Here is a 16,216-nt window from a genome sequence, read left to right on the forward strand (position 1 = left end):
ATTTCCAATGAAGAAAGTAATGATTTTGATTGTATCTGCTGTGGTGATCATAGCAGGAGGATATTTTACTATGGAATATTTAAAACAAAAAGAAATTGAAGAAAAGTTTTGGAACGAGCAAAAAGAACGAGTAGAAAAATATATTCACTATAATATTAAAGATGTAAAATCGATTACATTTACAAAAAATGATGTAAGTCCAATGGGAGTTCCTTCTGTAGAAGGATATATAAATAATGATAAGGAATTATGGTTTGATGCAAGTATAAGTACTACAGATAAATTTGAGGATAAGTTTGGTTGTTCTGGGGAATTAGATAAAATGATTAAAAAACCAGCAAAATCTGTATCTGAAATTGAAAAAGAAGAGAAGGAAAAGAAACAAGAGTAGTCTCTTTAACTACTCTTGTTTCTTTATTCTAGGGGTACCGCCCATCACCGTTAAGCTCACAGAACAGGTTGCTCTTAAAATGAACTTCATTGCTATAAAAGACTCTAATTTTTCGTTTTGGGGCAAATATTATATAAAATAATAGCTATCTCTGAATCACTAGTTTTAAAAAGCCTTCACGCAATAATGATTGCATGAAGGCTTTTGATGTTTGCTTATTTTTTTGTCTCGTTAACCCATGTAATAATGTCCTGGATGACGTATTCGGGAACGTTAGCAGGGATTTCATATTCACTAGGGAGGCTTAATTCCCCGTCACCCTCCGTGAAGAAATGATTCAATTTCGGATATTTTTTGAACTGAACATTCCCGCGGTTTGAAAGTCCTTTCTGCCATTTTGTATATTCATCTTTTACTGTTACTTGATAATCACGTGCTCCTTGCAGAATGAGTAAAGGCTCTTTTCGTGATTTTGCCTCTTCAACTGGACGCCACCTAGAAACATCATACATAAAATGAGGTGACCCAAAATTGTAGCCAGCTGGAGGATGATTAGGATTGAAAGTAGGATCCTGAATAAAAGCGACCTGTCTTTTTAGTTCATCGATTTCTTCCTTTGACGCCCCAAGGTATTGAGAATGATCAATAGCAATGTCAGTCAAAGGGCGTGCAGGTGGTGCGAGTAAGATGCTTCCTCGGACAAGTGTGGAAGGTGCTTTGCTTAGTATACGTGGCATTGTGCCAGCTCCTAGGCTATGTCCAAGAATGAAAATATTATTTGGATCAATGCCTTCCTGCTGCGCTGCTGATTTTGCTGCAAATATAGCATCATCTGTAGTATCACGGTCTAACGTAACAGGTTCTGTACTCATCTTTAATGCATGTTCTAAGGTGCGTTTTTCATAGCGCAACACTGCAATTCCGTTGGATGAAAGGCCCACCGCAATGTCTCGTAAGATTTTTGTTCCCATATATGTGCTATCGCGATCATGGATGCCAGCACCATGAACAAGAACAACTACGGGCAGTTTTTCACCACGCTTATGTTTCGGAACTGTTAATGTCGCTGGTAACGGATAGGTGGAATTTCCAATGACGATTTCACGTTCTTGATAGGAGTCAGGTTGATCATAGCTAGGATGCGGGATAGTATAAGATTCCTCGGGTGGCCTTTCTCCAATTTCATCTACTTTCCCGCCAGGTGTGAATTTAAGGAGTAGCGGTATGGTAGTTCCTTCGGTATCTGCTGGAATTTCCACCGTCTGATGGACCAAGTTTCGTTCTTTTATCACGGGGATTCCCATGCTTTTTATCCCGCTCCAACCACTTTGTGTCCACCAGTTTTGTAATGTGGTTGCTGTAAACTTGGATTGAAAAGCAGCAGACGTCAACTGTATTGCCTCTGCATACTTACCTTGCTGGAGATATTCAAAAAATAATGATGTACGCTCCGTTAAAGAGACTAGTTTCTTTTCAGCAGATTGTTCCTCATGTGTATCTGCGTGAATAGTTGTTGTAAGCGGGAAAGATGAAACGCCTAAAGAAAAGAGTAGGGTAAAGGTAAGGACTGATTTTTGTATTTTCTTTTTTTTATTCATGTTTCAACCTCCAATATGTGATGGTACAAAACAGGTATGGTAATTAGAATTCTGGTGCGAAAACTTCAAAATATTTGCAAGCAATCTCCAAAACTTGGACATACTAATATTATTATTCTAAAAAAATGTAGATTTCTTCTCTTGTTACATGCATATTAATCCCAGAAATAATCTTTCTTCCTTCACTTTATATTTTGATTATACGAAGCAAAGCTCTCGTTTTTCTTACTTGATACTTACAAATTCCTTAAGTAGAGGATATTTTAAAATTTTGGCTGTATGAATATGTAGCGGTACTCCTATGTTAAGAGATAGCTTAAGGAATGAGGATTATATTGTTTTTATAAAGAGTTGATGTTATGTTTGTTTTGTAACATATGGTGTTTTATGCATGTAGGAGGATTTATTGAAGAAATTATTAATATTGTTTTTATTAGCTACATTTTGTCTACAGATTACAGGATGTTCTAATAATATGGGTACACTAAGGGAGAAGTCTAAAACTTTAACAACTGTGAAGTCTAAACGCATCAATAAAGGGTGGTACAAACATATGTAATAGTTTGTATCACCCTTTATTGATGTTAAAAGTCATAAGAAAAAGGTTATAGATATTTTTCATAAAGAAAAGACACCCATATAAGAGTGTCCTTTCTAATAGTTTTTTAGCAGAAGCAACTGCATCCGATAATGATTAATAGTATAAAGAGTACAACAAGCAAAGCAAATCCTCCAGCAAAACCACAGCCTTCTCCGCAACTGCCACCATAGCACATAATAGTTCTTCCTTTAGGTAAGAGGATTAAAACTAAGGTTCATTCATGTATTTTAACGGGTTCACTTTACTTTATGTTTTTAAGAATGAATGGAGTAGGTTCTTTTGAAAATAAAGAAAAGCCCCCCTAAAGTGCCTTCCTTCGACTTGAACCATCTAATTTTAATAATATATTGGACTCCCATCCGAATACTATTTTACTATGTTAATTTTTTTGTTCATTGAGGGGTACCGCCACATTGCTATCAAGCTAAGGCTAAGAAAGGTCAGTTTCAGAAGGGATTTTTTCTTATTCTAAAAACCAGTGCAAATCATTGGGGATTCTGCATATCAAATAAATCCTAACGGGTTTCATTTTTAAAATTAAGCGGCTTAATTATCAGACATGGTCCAATTGTAAACGACACCTAATATATTAAAGACTGTTTTCTCCCTGTATCGATGGGGATTTTCGTCCGTTTCGCTGTAAGAGTTTCAGCAGGCGAAGAAGAATATTTGAAAATCTAATATTTTTTAGAATCGTAACCTTTATAGGTGGAGTTGTATTAGTAAATTCATGATAGCTATAATAAAAATTTTTAAACAATACCAATTAATTTTGTATTTTAAAATTAATACTTGCAAATCCAATACGCCTCGTATACAATCTGTATACGAAATGTATACGAATTGTATACAAAATGTAACGAGAGGTGAAAATGATGGCAGAAACATATCGTAAAGCTAAGGTATTAAAATTTCTAGACAAATTACGTGAAATGAAAGAGATGAATATAAAATATTCACAAATGTATTTGATAAACTTAAAAGAATTAATTCCTCATATGGAGAATGATATGTTTTTTCTAGAAAATGTAGAAGAAATAGAAGATATTTTAGAAAATCTACAGTTTAAGAAAGAGGAAGAAAATATTGTTTTATCAAGAGAGCAACTCATGTTTTTTAAGGAAGCAACTAATGCTATAACAACAATTAAAGATATCAATATTATTTTAGAAGAAGCTGGAGAGTTTTTTGACTTAGATATTCCTGAAAGAAAAGTGAAATCTGGAATGGTAAATTACAAAATCCAATCCATTGATCCAATGGATATGACTGGTATTAAAAAGCAATATTATATTATGTTAGGGGAAATTGGTGTATCATACCCTGATGGAACAGGCGATGAAGAATTTGTAGCGGCTGCAAATAAAGTATTTCTGGAGTATGTTACACATAATGATATTACAAAAGTAGATGATGGTTTTATTGTTTCGCTACCGGTATTTGCTTCTCATCAAGTGATAAAAGATTTAACGAATGCAGATTTAACAGTTCTTGCAATGATTCCTATAAAAGAAAAAGAATAAGAAGTCATAGAAAATAAGTAAATGGCTGAATTGAAAAATCAAGTATTAGAGATTTTAGAGGAAATATGTGAAACCGATATAATAAAAGAAAATCCATAAAAAGCTTTGAATTTCTTGAGCAAATAGTTATAATTCATCAAATACAGAAATAGACATACAAAAATACCATCCTTTCCTATGATTCTACAGAAAGAATAGCGTATTTTTTATTTTAGGGGGATTTTTGAAGAAGGAATTAATACAATATGTAAAAATACTCTGCTATCTAGTGAACAGTTTTATACTTTCCGAATAATAGTCAAATAAATGGATGATACTATACTTATATAATCATTATCAGGAGAATCTGCAGATTTGCAGATTCTTTTTTATTTTATCGAAAGTAAACTTTTAGCCAGCAGTTTATTTTCCTACTATCAATTTTTATACGTATTTGGTGAAAAATCAAGGAGCTGCAAAAAAATACTATACCGAAAGTTCGGTATAGTAACGTGCATATAAAAGATTCCACTTTGGTATATCTCCAAAAGAGTCATAAAAATCTATGTTTTTTTTATTCAGTTGCAAACTACAAAACTTCTTTTTAAAGAAATGTATGTACATACAAATTATATTTTATTCCATAACTCTCTAACTTTTGTTCATGGTAGCCTGATATTGAAAAAATATAATATTTGGTACGACATCACTTTGTTTTTTTATAAAGTTTTGTAATTAAACTATAATATTGTATTTTTTTTTGTATTATTGAAATTAGTAATAATAAAATGTATTATTGAAAAGCACAATTTATAATTCAAGTAATCAGGACTATGCGCCCATTATAATTTGAACATTCAGAAATTATAATATTGTCTAAAAATGAGGTGAGATTCATAGAAACAGTACATATTAAATGGTATGGAATGTATAGTATAAATGATTTTTATAATAGGGAAGAAGCTTCTAAGAAGGGGATATTTGCAATCTCTAGAGTATGTGCTAAGAGTGTAACATTGCTATATATAGGACAAACCAAAAGAAGCTTTATACAAAAGATAAGGGAACTTAATAAGGAGTGGCCTTTCGATGAGAGCGAATTAAAGATTACATTAGGAATAATAGAATTCCCTAGTGGTGAAATTTACTCTGAAAAGAAGGTAAAAGAGATAAAATCCCTTTTGATTTTACGACATACCCCATTAGAAAACGAAACATCTTTATTATACTATAGAGGGAAATTTAATTTAAAAATTATAAATAAGGGAAGAAGAGGTTTAATTGTTAAAAAGCTTTCTACAGGAGATCTAATATGGACATAATTGGAATCACCTTTGAATAAAATTGAAGGTTTCTTAAGTGCAGAAGCTTATCAATTTTTAATGTATTAAACTATTTTGAATAACATATGTCAGATACTTGAAAAAACACAAATTTTATTATGATATGAAATCCTGTATGGAAAGTGTAGTTTATTTCTATTGTTTAATAAAAATATTAAGAATTTTAGGGATAATACATAAAGAGTAGAGGAGAAAGTAAACACGGAGGTTTGAAGAATGGGACAAGTAAGCAGATTTCAAGAAAAACAACAGAATCGTCGTCAAAAGGCAATTTTTAATATTGCATTTACTTTGGTATTAGTGACAGTTGGTATAGTGACATACCAATTGTTTACCCCTTCTAATACATCAACGAAAGCAATTGCTCAAGAAAAGAAAGTAACAAAGATAGAAGAGAAGAAAACTGAAGATAAAGAAACAGCAAAGATAGAAGAGAAGAAAACTGAAGATAAAGAAACAGCAAAGATAGAAGAGAAGAAAACTGAAGATAAAGAAACAGCAAAGATAGAAGAGAAGAAAAATGAAGATAAAGAGGCAGCAAAGATAGAAGAAAAGAAAAATGAAGATAAAGAGGCAGCACAGCTAGAAGAGAAATCAAAAACAGAAAAATCGGTAAAAACGAACGGAACTGAAAATAATGAGGAAGAAAAAACGGCATCTCAAGAAAAGGGTTCTCAAACTAATCCTTCTTGGAAGCCAATTGGTACCGAGCAAGGAGCAAAACCTGAAATGAAATTTAAAGAAGGAACAGTAGATTGGAGTGAGATGAAAAAAGCAATTTCTTATGCTGTTGATGTTCCAGAGAGCCAATTGATTTTCGATTTTATTGGGAATAATGGTAATAATAAAGCCTACGGTAATGTACGAGATAAGCAAAATAATAAAAAATATAAGGTTAATATTGATTGGGTAGAAAATCAGGGGTGGAAACCAGTATCTGTACAAGTGGTAAGATAAATAATAGAAATGTAATGATGTAAATCAGCTGTCCATATGGACAGCTGATTATTTTTTTTGCTTAGCGTATTTTTTTGAAAATGCTGGTGGTACCTCGTTGAGAAACAGGAATTAAATCTATATTTTGTTTTATTTACCTCACTACTTTATCCATAACTTCTTTATATTTATAATAGTAATTAGTTTCAAATAAATAGTTGTACGGAAGAAAATGTTCCTTGTAAGTAGTAAGCATCCTTTGCAATTTTAATTTATAATTATTTATAAAAAAGAAAAGACACCCTAAGGTGCCTTCCTTCGACTTGAACCATCTTAATTTTAATAATATATTGGACTCCCATCCAAATATTATTTTACCATGTTAAATTGTTTTATTCATTGAGAAATATAGTTTCATTTTATATTTAAAAGAATTCTATAGGCTAGAACCACCTATTAATTAGGGGGAACTGATATGTTAAGCTAATATTATAGTACTTCTAGAACGGAAATTTTTTTTAATATGTATACGAGTCACATATTAAAAAAAAGACACTCTCAAGAGTGCCTCTCCTTAGCAGCCGAATCCGCCGCCCCAACAGCTAGCGCCAACGATGATTAATAAGATGAAGAGCACAACAAGTAAGGCAAATCCGCCGCCGAAACCACAGCCTCCACCACAACTACCGCCATAGCCCATATTAACTCCTCCTTCCATAAAGACCATTTATTAATGGATTTAATTTACTTTATGTTTTTAAGGATGAATGGAGCAGGTCCTTAAAAAAATAAAAGGATTTTAGAAGTTAAAAAGAGTTGACGACCTTATTTTTGTCACCGGCATTTCGTCTTCTACATATTGTATTTTATTCTGTGTATTGGGGGAAGGAGGATCTTATGGCTAATTCTGAGATGATTTTACGTTTACTTACGGATTTAAAGATTGAACAACAATTGTTGAAAGAACAGTTAGAGAAAATGCAAACAGCTGTGACCATTCTTGAAGAAAAATCAGTGACGCTTAAAGAAAAACCAGCGACGCTTAAAGAAAAAACAATGACTCCTGAAGAAAAACCATCTGTTACAAAGCAAAGAGCTTTTTCTGGACGCCCAACATCTTTTCGTGATTGGAGAGCATCTGCTCAAAAAAATTCATAAAACTATAAAAAAAGAAGACATCAATTAAGCTGTCTTCTTTTCTTATCCAATCCAAATGAGTTAAGAAGGTATATCCATATTGCTTTAAAAATAAGAAGAAAATAACGATTGTCGACTCCTATTTTAGTATAGCGTATAATAATCTATATATTTATGTAATTTTACATAAATATATAGATTATATAATGTTAAGCGTATATATTTTAGTTGTCTGTTATTTGTTTTAATTCATTTATTCTTATTATTTTTTAAGAGCCCCAATAATGGGGCCTTTTTATAATTGTGTTAAAGTAGAAACCCCTCAAGCATAAGGAGGGGTTACATAACTAGGAAAATAGTTATTTGTGTTTAATGAGAGGAAGTTCAGGGTATTGTTTCTGAATTTCTTCTAAATGATTTTCGCTTTTGCCTTTTAAAGTTTGATCGAAAAAGTTAGTTACTAGTTTATTAATCAGTTTATAGTTTGTGGCTACATCTTCGCCAGGTTCATTAATAATAGGTGAAAATGCTGCTAAATCTGTAAAACTAGTATGGTTTGTTTTTGGAATTACCACTGTGTACACGCCCGGTTTTTCAATAGTTTTATTTCTTGAATAGACTATTTCCAATAATTCATTTTGGATTCCGGTTGTCTTTGGATTCTCAGCCTCTTTCATAAAACGAATCGTAGCTTCAGCATTCATCAACATGAATGGTTTTTGAGGACCGTCTTTAGGTAGTGGATCGCCATATAATCCGCCATCCATATCAATTGCAGCTTTAATACGCGTATCCTTCACTAACATTTGTGCGGCAGTTGCTCCACCAAAAGAGTGACCGAACATTCCAATTTTGTCATAGTCAATTAAGTCTGCAATAGTTTTAAAACTTTTATCGAAATTGCCTTCTATTACTTCATTTAAAACAAAAGTAGTATCCTGTTCCCATTTTTGAACTATGGTATTTAAGGCGGTAGGTGTATATTCAATTGGTATAGAGTCTACACGGTTTCCATTAGGGAAAATCGTTGTTGCTGCATATCCTGTGAAATTAAGAGCGATTACTACATAGCCTTGACTAGCTAATTCCTCTAACTGGAATGTATTTTGTTGACCATATAATCCCATCCCATGGCCGAATAAAAGGAGGGGGAATTTTTCTTTATCTTGAAGTGGCTTAGCATTCTGATAAGAATGTGTTTTTGTCAGCCCTAAATGTGTCGTTACGATATATGGAGCACCGTTTGTTACTGCCAATTGTTCAGCCAGCTCGTTTATGTTCTCAAAATAGGCAGAAGGCTTCCCTGATCCTTTTGTGGCAGGATAGTATACTTGTATCATTAACTCACGATTTCCCTGACTATTTGGTACAGTTGTTTCTTTTCGATTTGTATCAATTAAATGAAAAGCTTTCGTTCCTACTGTATATTTTCCAGTAGGCTCCGGGAGTGTTATGATCGGAAAAAGTAAAGGTAATGTAAACATTGCGATAGCAGTTACGATAATTCCTAAACCTTTTAAAACTTTCATCACTAACTTTTTAGAAACGGCTGTAGTTTTTGGTTTCAAAAAAACTTGTAATGTTAAAACGAACAATAAGAAATAGGCGGGAATCATACGCCAGTTTGCACCAATTACAATGATGGTGGCAAATAATAATGCATAATTTATTAGTAAAAGGACTCCATTTTTTTTCGTCAAACCCCTTTTGATAAAGATGGGAATGATACTAGATAAAAGTAATACAGCAACAAAAATGATTTCTAACATTTTTAGCTCCTTTCCTAATCAATATAGATATAGATTGATAATTTACAACCTTCCCAATTATATAACTATAATTGATGATTGTATGCATGTAAGTAAGTTTAGAATGTTTTTATATAACATTTAAAAAAGTACTCGTACGAGTACTTTTTCTTAAATGAATTATTATTTATTTTTAAACCGTTCCCCATAAATGATAAACCATACCGATAACAAAAAATGCTAGTCCTACAAACAAAACGATTAAAGCAAGCATCCCGTTTTTATTATGCTCCATAAAGTCAGCTCCTTTTTAAGTTGTATACAAAAAGCCTTTATTCATAATTATGGCTAAAGGTTCCACTTCTCATACTCTTTCGTTTACAAAGAAAAGACACCCATATAAGAGTGTCTTTTCCAATAGTTTGTTAGCAGAAGCAAGAAGCTCCAACGATGATTAATAAAATGAATAACACAACTAATAATGCAAATCCTCCAGCAAAACCGCAGCCTCCGCCGCAACTACCACCAAATCCCATAATAGTTCCTCCTTTAATAAGAGGGGAAAACAAGGGGTCACTCGTGTTTTTTAACGGATTCCATTTACTTTATGTTTGACGCATGAATGTGAGCAGGTCCTTTTGTATTTCATTAATATTCATCAGCATTAAATTCTTTAATGAGTGAAATATCGTTTGTATCAGAGTTAAACTTAAATATTTTAATTTGACCAAAGTCATCTTTATGTGCAAATGTATTTTCACCGATTTGGGTCATATTGCTAATATTTGGGGCAGAACTGCTGCCATGATCATTGATTTCTACCACTCTTTCACGATCCCAAAATGCAATGACAATGATCAAGATAATAAGGCATATACGTATGTTACGTAGTTCTCTTGCTAGAGGATGCTCCATATGATAGTCTCCTTCTTCAGTTAATAGATTTTGTGTATAAAAGAGATATTTTCCATGAGAATATAAATAAAAAAGACACTGTAAAAAGTGTCTTTTTTATCTAATTTATGCGCATTGCTTAATAAGACGCTAGTTCCTCAAGTTAAATATGAGTAACTATGTAGGGTAGTTCTATTATAACATTTTAACCATTAATGGGTCTATATGGAATTTTATCAATATTTATGTTTGATTATTCAGAGTGATACATGTGGTGAAATATGTAAGTTACCTACAGTAATTGTAAAATATAATGATGTATATAACTAGTCTTGTAATGAACTTTTACTATATTTAAGATTGAAATAGGAATGAAAAAAGCACAAAGAAGGAGCTGTAGCATATGGGCGCTTGGGGAACTGGATTATTTGATGATGATACGACTTGTGATGTGAAAGAGCAGTTTATTGAATATATAGAAGAAGGTAATAATGTAGAAGAAGCAACTAAGCTCATTTTAGAAGAGTATGTAGATGAGTTTGATATAGAGGAAGATTTAGAAGTAATGTCTTTAGTATACATTGGTCTTGCGGCAATACAATTGGAGAAAGGTTGTCTTCAAGAAGAAGTTCGCAACAATGCGATTGCATTAATTGAGCGAGGGGCTGACCTTGAGCTTTGGGAAGAAGCTGATGAGGAAGATTATGAAGAGAGAAAGAAAGTTTTAGATAAATTCAAGCAACAGCTGATTAACGGTTAGTATTTTTCAACATGAAAAGGAGACATCTTAATGGATGTCTTCTTTTTTCATTGTGAATAAAGTCCGGAGCTATATTTCCCTTTACACGAACATAAAGGTATAATATAGTTTAGTTAAGTTAACTAAACTAAACTATATAAAAGCGTGACTGGAGGAAGAACGCTATGATGAGATCATATAAAGAAGTAATTAATGAAATGAATCGAGCCTACACGGAACTCTACATTTTACTATTTCAAGATTTAAAGGATGAGTTTGGTCTTACTGGACAGCAAGAGAGCATGCTATTTCATATTCATTTAAATGAAAACACGACAGCAAATAACATTGCGAATACGTTTAATATAACGAAAAGTGCGGTGAGCCAAGTTTTATCGAAATTGGAAAAGCAACAGATGATTTCAAAACAAGTGAATCCGAATAATAAAAGGGAGTATTTCCTTACACTTGGTCCAAACGGTAGTAAGTATATGGAGCAATTGTCGAAGTTAGATGATGTATTAATTGAGAAGTATTTCTCGAAAATTGATATTGAAGCGTTGCAGCAAATGACAGAGACGTTAACGAAAATAAATAAAGTGATATTGGAAGAAAAGCAGAAGGATCTTGATTGTAATGAGTAAGAACTTAGATGAAGCAATTAGTAGAAAGGAGGAGAAGCATGTGATGAGTTACATACCAAATATGATTACGATAGCAAATTTTGTGTGTGGGCTTTTGGCTATTCATGCTGTTTTCGTTGACGATATGTACGGTGCAGTTATGTTCATTATTACAGGTATGGTCCTTGATTTGTTTGATGGCATGATCGCTCGGAAACTTGATTCTGTTTCAGAAATTGGTGGAGAGCTGGACTCATTTGCGGATTTAGTTACTTTTGGTGTGGCACCATCTATTCTTGCATATAATGCTTCGTTAAAAGATTTGCAGTCTATCGGGATGATATGCGCGCTCGCTTACAGTATTTGCGGAATGCTTCGGCTTGCGAGATTTAACACACAGCAAAGCAAACTCCCAACATTCATCGGAATGCCCATTCCATTCGCGGCGATGTGTCTCCTCATTTTATGTCACCTAAATAATCCAGTTTCCGTGGCATTTGGTACAAGCGTACTCGCGTATTTAATGGTGAGCAAAATCAAATTTCCTCATTTTAAAAAAGATATAGCTGAAAGCTTGGATTCTGAAAGATTGGATTGATAATACGGAATTACAATGAGAAAGATAAAGGAGAATAACATGATTCGTATGGCATTAAGATCATTCAACATACAAATGTATTGTTTGCTAGGCGTAATGTTATTGGGATGGCTCGTGACACCTTTTTCAGCCCAGTTTGTCGGGATAAGCATTGGCCTTTTGGTGAGTATGTACTGCGCCTGGATTTTAGGAAGGCGTATTGAAAAGTTCGGAGATAGCATTGTAAAAAAAGAAAAAGCACCGATGCTCGGAATGATAAATCGGTTCGCAGCCGCAATACTCGGCGCGATTATTATGTATGAAATTGAACATCATGAATTCATGTGGACATTTGCAGCTGGAATTATGGGTGGGTACTTCTTGATTATTATTAATTTGGGGTATTACAGTATGAGGGATGAGAAGGGATAGATGGGTAAACTCTCAAGTATAGAATGATATACTTAAGAGTTTACTCATTTTAAATTTATCTATTACTTGTTGTAACATATCCATTAGAAAAATCCCCATTGCTGTACTGTTTAGCTTTTTCAGTACGTCTAACAATATAACATATATATTCATTATTTTTGGAAATCTTAATCTATTAAATGTCCCTTTTTCGGAGGTCACTTCATTTCGCTAGAAGGCTTTTTTATTTTTCCCGAGAATGAACAGTAATATATAATCTAATTTTCGTGAATGTAATGGGGAGGCAGTAAAATTTGAACAGAAAAATTTGGTTTGTATTCACTTTTTTTGCTCTTTTAGTATCTGGTTATATTGTTGTCCAATATTCTATTATGGATGGATTTCAAACAGGGCTTGTAAAAGCGAAGCTTATGTTTGGATCTAAATTAAGTGCGTTCTGGTATATGATGCTATTTATACATATTACAACTAGTATAGTAGCATTAGTAATTGGTCCTTTCACATTATCCACTAAATTTAGAGAGAGGAATATCAACCGTCATCGAATAGTTGGGAGAATCTACATGGTTGGTATATTATTAGGAGGCGTTTCTGGACTATACCTATCCTTTTATGCTACGGGAGGATTGGTAGCGAAGCTAGGCTTTGGTTTGTTATCTGTATTTTGGCTAACATCAGCATATCAAGCGTTACATAGAGTTAAGAATAAAAAAATTAAAGAGCATCGGAACTGGATGATTAGAAATTATTCTTTAACCTTTGGAGCAGTTACATTAAGAATTTGGCTACCCTTGTTTATCGTTCTATTTGGAATAGAGCGGTTTGAACTTAGTTACGCTATTATTGCTTGGTTAGCATGGGTACCTAATTTAATTTTGGCAGAATTATTTATAAGAAAAAGACTTAATAAAGGAAAATACGAAGGAAATGAGGATTTACATTTTTGATGTGAATCTGCTGTTATATTGAGGACAGAATTCTTCAGTAATTCAATACTTTTATAGGTGTAAGCATGGCGTTACCTAACAACGAATAGCGGATTCCTAATAAGAGTAATAATAAAAACTAACATAAAATTTAAGAAAAATTTTATATTTACCCCACTTTTTATTTTAAAAGTTTTTCCTATCCTATAAACAAGTTACATCAAGGAGGAGACTGAAAATGAAGGAGTGGGGATTTTTTATTTTTAGTATATCCCCTATATTCGAAGACAAAGTAGAAGATTAAATATATGAACAAAGTACTGGTTCTTAAACTATATTCTAAAATAATAGATGAAAATGTAAAGTTAGGGGATTCCACATGCATACAGGAGTTTTGATTAGTTATTTGTATACGTATTTTTTCACTATAATTTTTTGTGTTTTGTTTCAAATTGGATTTTATTTTAAAGCGAAAAGAAACATATCTATTCGGCATTTTCTATGGGTATATGTTTTTCTATTCTATCTTTCGCTAGTGTATAAGGTGACGCAAATCGCGACTGTGTGGGATATAAGTAGATATGAAACGTGGATTCGTGTAAGTCAAATCAACTTGACTCTATTTGATACGGCAGGTAGTACGACGTATCTTTTAAATATTGTACTGTTTATGCCGTTCGGCTTTCTATTACCGACTATTTGGCCGCAGTTTAGAAAAATGAAAAACACCGTATGCGCGGGATTCCTTTTTTCATTGGCAATTGAGTTAAATCAATTACTAAATAATAGAATTACAGATATTGATGATTTATTTACGAATACCCTTGGGGCGATAGTTGGGTATGTATTATATACAGCGTTATTTAAATTGATATTGAAAAGAGAGGAAAAAGAGTTTGATACGAACTCTCCTTTAGTCATAAAATACGAGGTTGTTTTTTGTTTAGTGTGTTCATTTGTAGGTGCAATGTTAATTTATCATCCAGCTTTATTTGGAAGACCTGTAATCATCCAGTGAGGTAATTACGAATTTCTTTTGAACGCTCGTGCGATATTTCAATTTGTAAAAAGCCTTTAACTTGTTATAGTTAAAGGCTTTTATCATCATAATTTTTACTTACCAATTACCCACTCTAACATCCACCTTCAACCACTTCACCCAATCCAAATCCTCTACCTTAAGCAAACTAAGCGAAACACCTTTCATATCTAAAGAAGTTAACAGTGTACCAACTTTTACGAATGTAACTTGCAATCCTTCCAGTTCACACAAACGGCGAATATCATTTGCGAAAATGTATTGTTCCATTAATGGCGTTGCACCGAGTCCGTTAATAAGGATGGCAAAGTTGTCTCCTTTTCTCCAGCGATAAATGCTTTTAAGTTTGTTCATTAGTTCGATCGCTAATATTTCAGAAGAGGATAGTGCTTCTTTACGGTAACCTTTTTCGCCGTGGATACCAACGCCATAAAAGACTTCATCTTCGTTTAATGTGAATGAAGCTTTTCCTTTCACTGGATCGTTTGCAGGTGAAAGAGCAACTCCTAATGTGTGTAAGTTTTCTGTAACAGAACGGCCAATTGTTGTTAGTTCGTCTAAAGAATGACCTTCAAGAGCAGCCGCACCAAGTATTTTTTGAACGAAAACAGTACCAGCGACGCCGCGTCTTCTTTTATTAAAAGAAGCATCATCTTCAATTGAAACGTCGTCATTTACGATGATGTGGTCAATTTTTCTTCCTTCTTCTTTAGCGATCTGCTCAGCCGCTAGAAAGTTCTCAACGTCATCTTTAAAGTTTTTAATGATGAATAAAATACTTTTATCTTTTGGCATGAGGCGAGTAGCCGCTACAATTTGTTCCACTGTAGGCGGAGTGAAAATGCTGCCGTTTACTGCCGCTGTAAGCATACCTTTTCCTACATAGCCAATATCAGCGGGTTCATGTCCGCTACCACCGCCGCTTATAATCGCGACGTTTTGCTTTAGTTTTTCGATATCCTTTACATAAATGATGTTATTTGTTTCGTCGTAATTTACTTTGTCGTTATGTTCAAAATAAAAGCCATGCAGCATATCTTGAACAATATTTTGTACATCATTCATAATCTTTTTCATTGCTTTTGCCACCCTTTAATTACTTTGCTGATTGCTCAAGTAATAGTAGTAATTGATTGTTTATCATATTTTTCATAAGAGAAGACATAATGGAAGGATCTACTTCGCACTTGCTTTCAATCCAATCTTTTATCGTTCCAACGAAGCCGTGACTATAAAAGGAGGCAATCGTATTTTTTGTCTCATCAGAAAGGCTGAATCCACAGCTTACAGATAGTTCATCAATAATCTTCATATATAAGTTTTTCGTATGCTCAAATAAATAGTGATTAAACGAGTTTTGCTCAATAACTTTAAAAGCATTTCGGTAAAATTTTTGATTTTCATAAAAGTAATCAAATAATAAATCAAAAATGTTTTCCCATTTTTCATAATCGAGAAAGTCTATAATATTTTCTTTCGTTTCTTCTCTATAAATCCAGCTTAATAGTTCAAATTTATCTTTAAAATGATAATAAAAAGTTTGCCTACGCATTTGACAGTGTAACATAATATCGCTCACTGATATTTTATGAAACGACTCTGTTTCCATTAAATATTTCAATGAGTTCGCGATTATCTTTTTAGAAATTATAGAAGAGGTCATCTGAATCATCCCTAGAATGTTAGTAATATAAAAATCCTATCTATAAATGAGAGCGGTGTCTTTAGAC

General features: G+C 33.1%; 19 protein-coding genes. 11 read left to right on the forward strand and 8 right to left on the reverse strand.

The window, feature by feature from the left end:
• Window positions 1–7: 7 nt before the first annotated feature.
• On the forward strand, window positions 8–391 hold the full coding sequence (locus tag NST27_RS04995) for a DUF1433 domain-containing protein (protein WP_000757415.1): 384 nt from the start codon (window positions 8–10) through the stop codon (window positions 389–391).
• A 215-nt stretch (window positions 392–606) separates the two neighbouring features.
• On the opposite strand, the gene NST27_RS05000 is transcribed toward NST27_RS04995, so the two are convergent.
• Both NST27_RS05000 and NST27_RS05005 read right to left on the reverse strand, forming a co-directional pair.
• Window positions 607–1,989, reverse strand: a complete 1,383-nt coding sequence (locus NST27_RS05000) for an alpha/beta hydrolase (protein WP_001035260.1) — start codon at window positions 1,987–1,989, stop codon at window positions 607–609.
• Between the two features lie 665 nt (window positions 1,990–2,654).
• Entirely contained in the window at window positions 2,655–2,765 is a 111-nt protein-coding gene (locus NST27_RS05005) for a YjcZ family sporulation protein (RefSeq protein WP_074596601.1), read from the reverse strand.
• A 697-nt stretch (window positions 2,766–3,462) separates the two neighbouring features.
• Here NST27_RS05005 and NST27_RS05015 point away from each other — a divergent pair.
• From NST27_RS05015 to NST27_RS05025, 3 genes are all read left to right on the forward strand, one after another.
• Window positions 3,463–4,113 (forward strand): hypothetical protein, encoded by a 651-nt coding sequence (locus NST27_RS05015; protein WP_030023572.1) that lies wholly within the window; start codon window positions 3,463–3,465, stop codon window positions 4,111–4,113.
• A gap of 866 nt (window positions 4,114–4,979) precedes the next feature.
• Window positions 4,980–5,414, forward strand: a complete 435-nt coding sequence (locus tag NST27_RS05020) for a hypothetical protein (protein ID WP_002100802.1) — start codon at window positions 4,980–4,982, stop codon at window positions 5,412–5,414.
• Window positions 5,415–5,651: 237 nt separating this feature from the next.
• Complete coding sequence (locus NST27_RS05025; RefSeq protein WP_000532034.1) at window positions 5,652–6,392, forward strand: YrrS family protein; 741 nt, start codon at window positions 5,652–5,654, stop codon at window positions 6,390–6,392.
• Window positions 6,393–6,945: 553 nt separating this feature from the next.
• Here the strand turns inward: NST27_RS05025 and NST27_RS05030 are convergent.
• Window positions 6,946–7,071 (reverse strand): YjcZ family sporulation protein, encoded by a 126-nt coding sequence (locus NST27_RS05030; protein WP_000540377.1) that lies wholly within the window; start codon window positions 7,069–7,071, stop codon window positions 6,946–6,948.
• A gap of 197 nt (window positions 7,072–7,268) precedes the next feature.
• On the opposite strand from NST27_RS05030, the gene NST27_RS05035 reads away from it, so the two are divergent.
• Window positions 7,269–7,529: a hypothetical protein gene (locus tag NST27_RS05035; RefSeq protein WP_000013693.1), complete on the forward strand. Its 261-nt coding sequence runs from the start codon at window positions 7,269–7,271 to the stop codon at window positions 7,527–7,529.
• Window positions 7,530–7,867: 338 nt separating this feature from the next.
• Here NST27_RS05035 and NST27_RS05040 read toward each other — a convergent pair whose 3' ends face one another.
• The 3 genes from NST27_RS05040 to NST27_RS05050 form a co-directional block, all read right to left on the reverse strand.
• Window positions 7,868–9,277 (reverse strand): alpha/beta hydrolase family protein, encoded by a 1,410-nt coding sequence (locus NST27_RS05040; RefSeq protein WP_000889700.1) that lies wholly within the window; start codon window positions 9,275–9,277, stop codon window positions 7,868–7,870.
• Window positions 9,278–9,681: 404 nt separating this feature from the next.
• Window positions 9,682–9,792, reverse strand: coding sequence for a YjcZ family sporulation protein (locus NST27_RS05045; RefSeq protein WP_000505681.1), 111 nt, complete (start codon window positions 9,790–9,792; stop codon window positions 9,682–9,684).
• Between the two features lie 112 nt (window positions 9,793–9,904).
• Window positions 9,905–10,171, reverse strand: a complete 267-nt coding sequence (locus NST27_RS05050; RefSeq protein WP_000400950.1) for a YmzC family protein — start codon at window positions 10,169–10,171, stop codon at window positions 9,905–9,907.
• Between the two features lie 382 nt (window positions 10,172–10,553).
• Here NST27_RS05050 and NST27_RS05055 point away from each other — a divergent pair, with 382 nt between their 5' ends.
• From NST27_RS05055 to NST27_RS05080, 6 genes are all read left to right on the forward strand, one after another.
• Complete coding sequence (locus tag NST27_RS05055) at window positions 10,554–10,910, forward strand: MarR family transcriptional regulator (RefSeq protein ID WP_000501495.1); 357 nt, start codon at window positions 10,554–10,556, stop codon at window positions 10,908–10,910.
• Between the two features lie 164 nt (window positions 10,911–11,074).
• Entirely contained in the window at window positions 11,075–11,533 is a 459-nt protein-coding gene (locus NST27_RS05060; protein ID WP_000986417.1) for a MarR family winged helix-turn-helix transcriptional regulator, read from the forward strand.
• Window positions 11,526–12,110, forward strand: a complete 585-nt coding sequence (gene pssA / locus NST27_RS05065; protein WP_000042018.1) for a CDP-diacylglycerol--serine O-phosphatidyltransferase — start codon at window positions 11,526–11,528, stop codon at window positions 12,108–12,110. Before NST27_RS05060 ends, pssA begins: the two co-directional genes overlap by 8 nt.
• 39 nt (window positions 12,111–12,149) lie before the next feature.
• Complete coding sequence (locus NST27_RS05070) at window positions 12,150–12,521, forward strand: ATP synthase subunit I (protein ID WP_000620606.1); 372 nt, start codon at window positions 12,150–12,152, stop codon at window positions 12,519–12,521.
• 293 nt (window positions 12,522–12,814) lie between these two features.
• Window positions 12,815–13,468 (forward strand): DUF2306 domain-containing protein, encoded by a 654-nt coding sequence (locus tag NST27_RS05075; protein WP_001080294.1) that lies wholly within the window; start codon window positions 12,815–12,817, stop codon window positions 13,466–13,468.
• A gap of 358 nt (window positions 13,469–13,826) precedes the next feature.
• The gene (locus tag NST27_RS05080) at window positions 13,827–14,465 is read left to right on the forward strand and encodes a VanZ family protein (RefSeq protein ID WP_000556855.1); all 639 of its coding nucleotides are present in this window, start codon (window positions 13,827–13,829) and stop codon (window positions 14,463–14,465) included.
• A gap of 99 nt (window positions 14,466–14,564) precedes the next feature.
• Here NST27_RS05080 and dhaQ read toward each other — a convergent pair whose 3' ends face one another.
• On the reverse strand, window positions 14,565–15,563 hold the full coding sequence (gene dhaQ, locus NST27_RS05085) for a DhaKLM operon coactivator DhaQ (RefSeq protein WP_000723356.1): 999 nt from the start codon (window positions 15,561–15,563) through the stop codon (window positions 14,565–14,567).
• Window positions 15,564–15,582: 19 nt separating this feature from the next.
• Entirely contained in the window at window positions 15,583–16,149 is a 567-nt protein-coding gene (dhaS, locus tag NST27_RS05090) for a dihydroxyacetone kinase transcriptional activator DhaS (RefSeq protein WP_000204212.1), read from the reverse strand.
• Window positions 16,150–16,216 lie beyond the last annotated feature (67 nt).

Origin of the sequence: Bacillus sp. FSL W8-0770 (assembly GCF_038008705.1) — a bacterium.
GTDB lineage: Bacteria > Bacillota > Bacilli > Bacillales > Bacillaceae_G > Bacillus_A > Bacillus_A cereus.

Coding starts and splice junctions, on each gene's coding strand:
- dhaQ (WP_000723356.1), bottom strand. CDS start 15,563: ATGAAAAAGATTATGAATGATGTACAAAATATTGTTCAAGATATGCTG.
- NST27_RS05025 (WP_000532034.1), top strand. CDS start 5,652: ATGGGACAAGTAAGCAGATTTCAAGAAAAACAACAGAATCGTCGTCAA.
- NST27_RS05070 (WP_000620606.1), top strand. CDS start 12,150: ATGATTCGTATGGCATTAAGATCATTCAACATACAAATGTATTGTTTG.
- dhaS (WP_000204212.1), bottom strand. CDS start 16,149: ATGACCTCTTCTATAATTTCTAAAAAGATAATCGCGAACTCATTGAAA.
- NST27_RS05000 (WP_001035260.1), bottom strand. CDS start 1,989: ATGAATAAAAAAAAGAAAATACAAAAATCAGTCCTTACCTTTACCCTA.
- pssA (WP_000042018.1), top strand. CDS start 11,526: ATGAGTAAGAACTTAGATGAAGCAATTAGTAGAAAGGAGGAGAAGCAT.
- NST27_RS05045 (WP_000505681.1), bottom strand. CDS start 9,792: ATGGGATTTGGTGGTAGTTGCGGCGGAGGCTGCGGTTTTGCTGGAGGA.
- NST27_RS05005 (WP_074596601.1), bottom strand. CDS start 2,765: ATGTGCTATGGTGGCAGTTGCGGAGAAGGCTGTGGTTTTGCTGGAGGA.
- NST27_RS05055 (WP_000501495.1), top strand. CDS start 10,554: ATGGGCGCTTGGGGAACTGGATTATTTGATGATGATACGACTTGTGAT.
- NST27_RS05060 (WP_000986417.1), top strand. CDS start 11,075: ATGATGAGATCATATAAAGAAGTAATTAATGAAATGAATCGAGCCTAC.
- NST27_RS05040 (WP_000889700.1), bottom strand. CDS start 9,277: ATGTTAGAAATCATTTTTGTTGCTGTATTACTTTTATCTAGTATCATT.
- NST27_RS05050 (WP_000400950.1), bottom strand. CDS start 10,171: ATGGAGCATCCTCTAGCAAGAGAACTACGTAACATACGTATATGCCTT.
- NST27_RS05030 (WP_000540377.1), bottom strand. CDS start 7,071: ATGGGCTATGGCGGTAGTTGTGGTGGAGGCTGTGGTTTCGGCGGCGGA.
- NST27_RS05035 (WP_000013693.1), top strand. CDS start 7,269: ATGGCTAATTCTGAGATGATTTTACGTTTACTTACGGATTTAAAGATT.
- NST27_RS04995 (WP_000757415.1), top strand. CDS start 8: ATGAAGAAAGTAATGATTTTGATTGTATCTGCTGTGGTGATCATAGCA.
- NST27_RS05080 (WP_000556855.1), top strand. CDS start 13,827: ATGCATACAGGAGTTTTGATTAGTTATTTGTATACGTATTTTTTCACT.
- NST27_RS05015 (WP_030023572.1), top strand. CDS start 3,463: ATGATGGCAGAAACATATCGTAAAGCTAAGGTATTAAAATTTCTAGAC.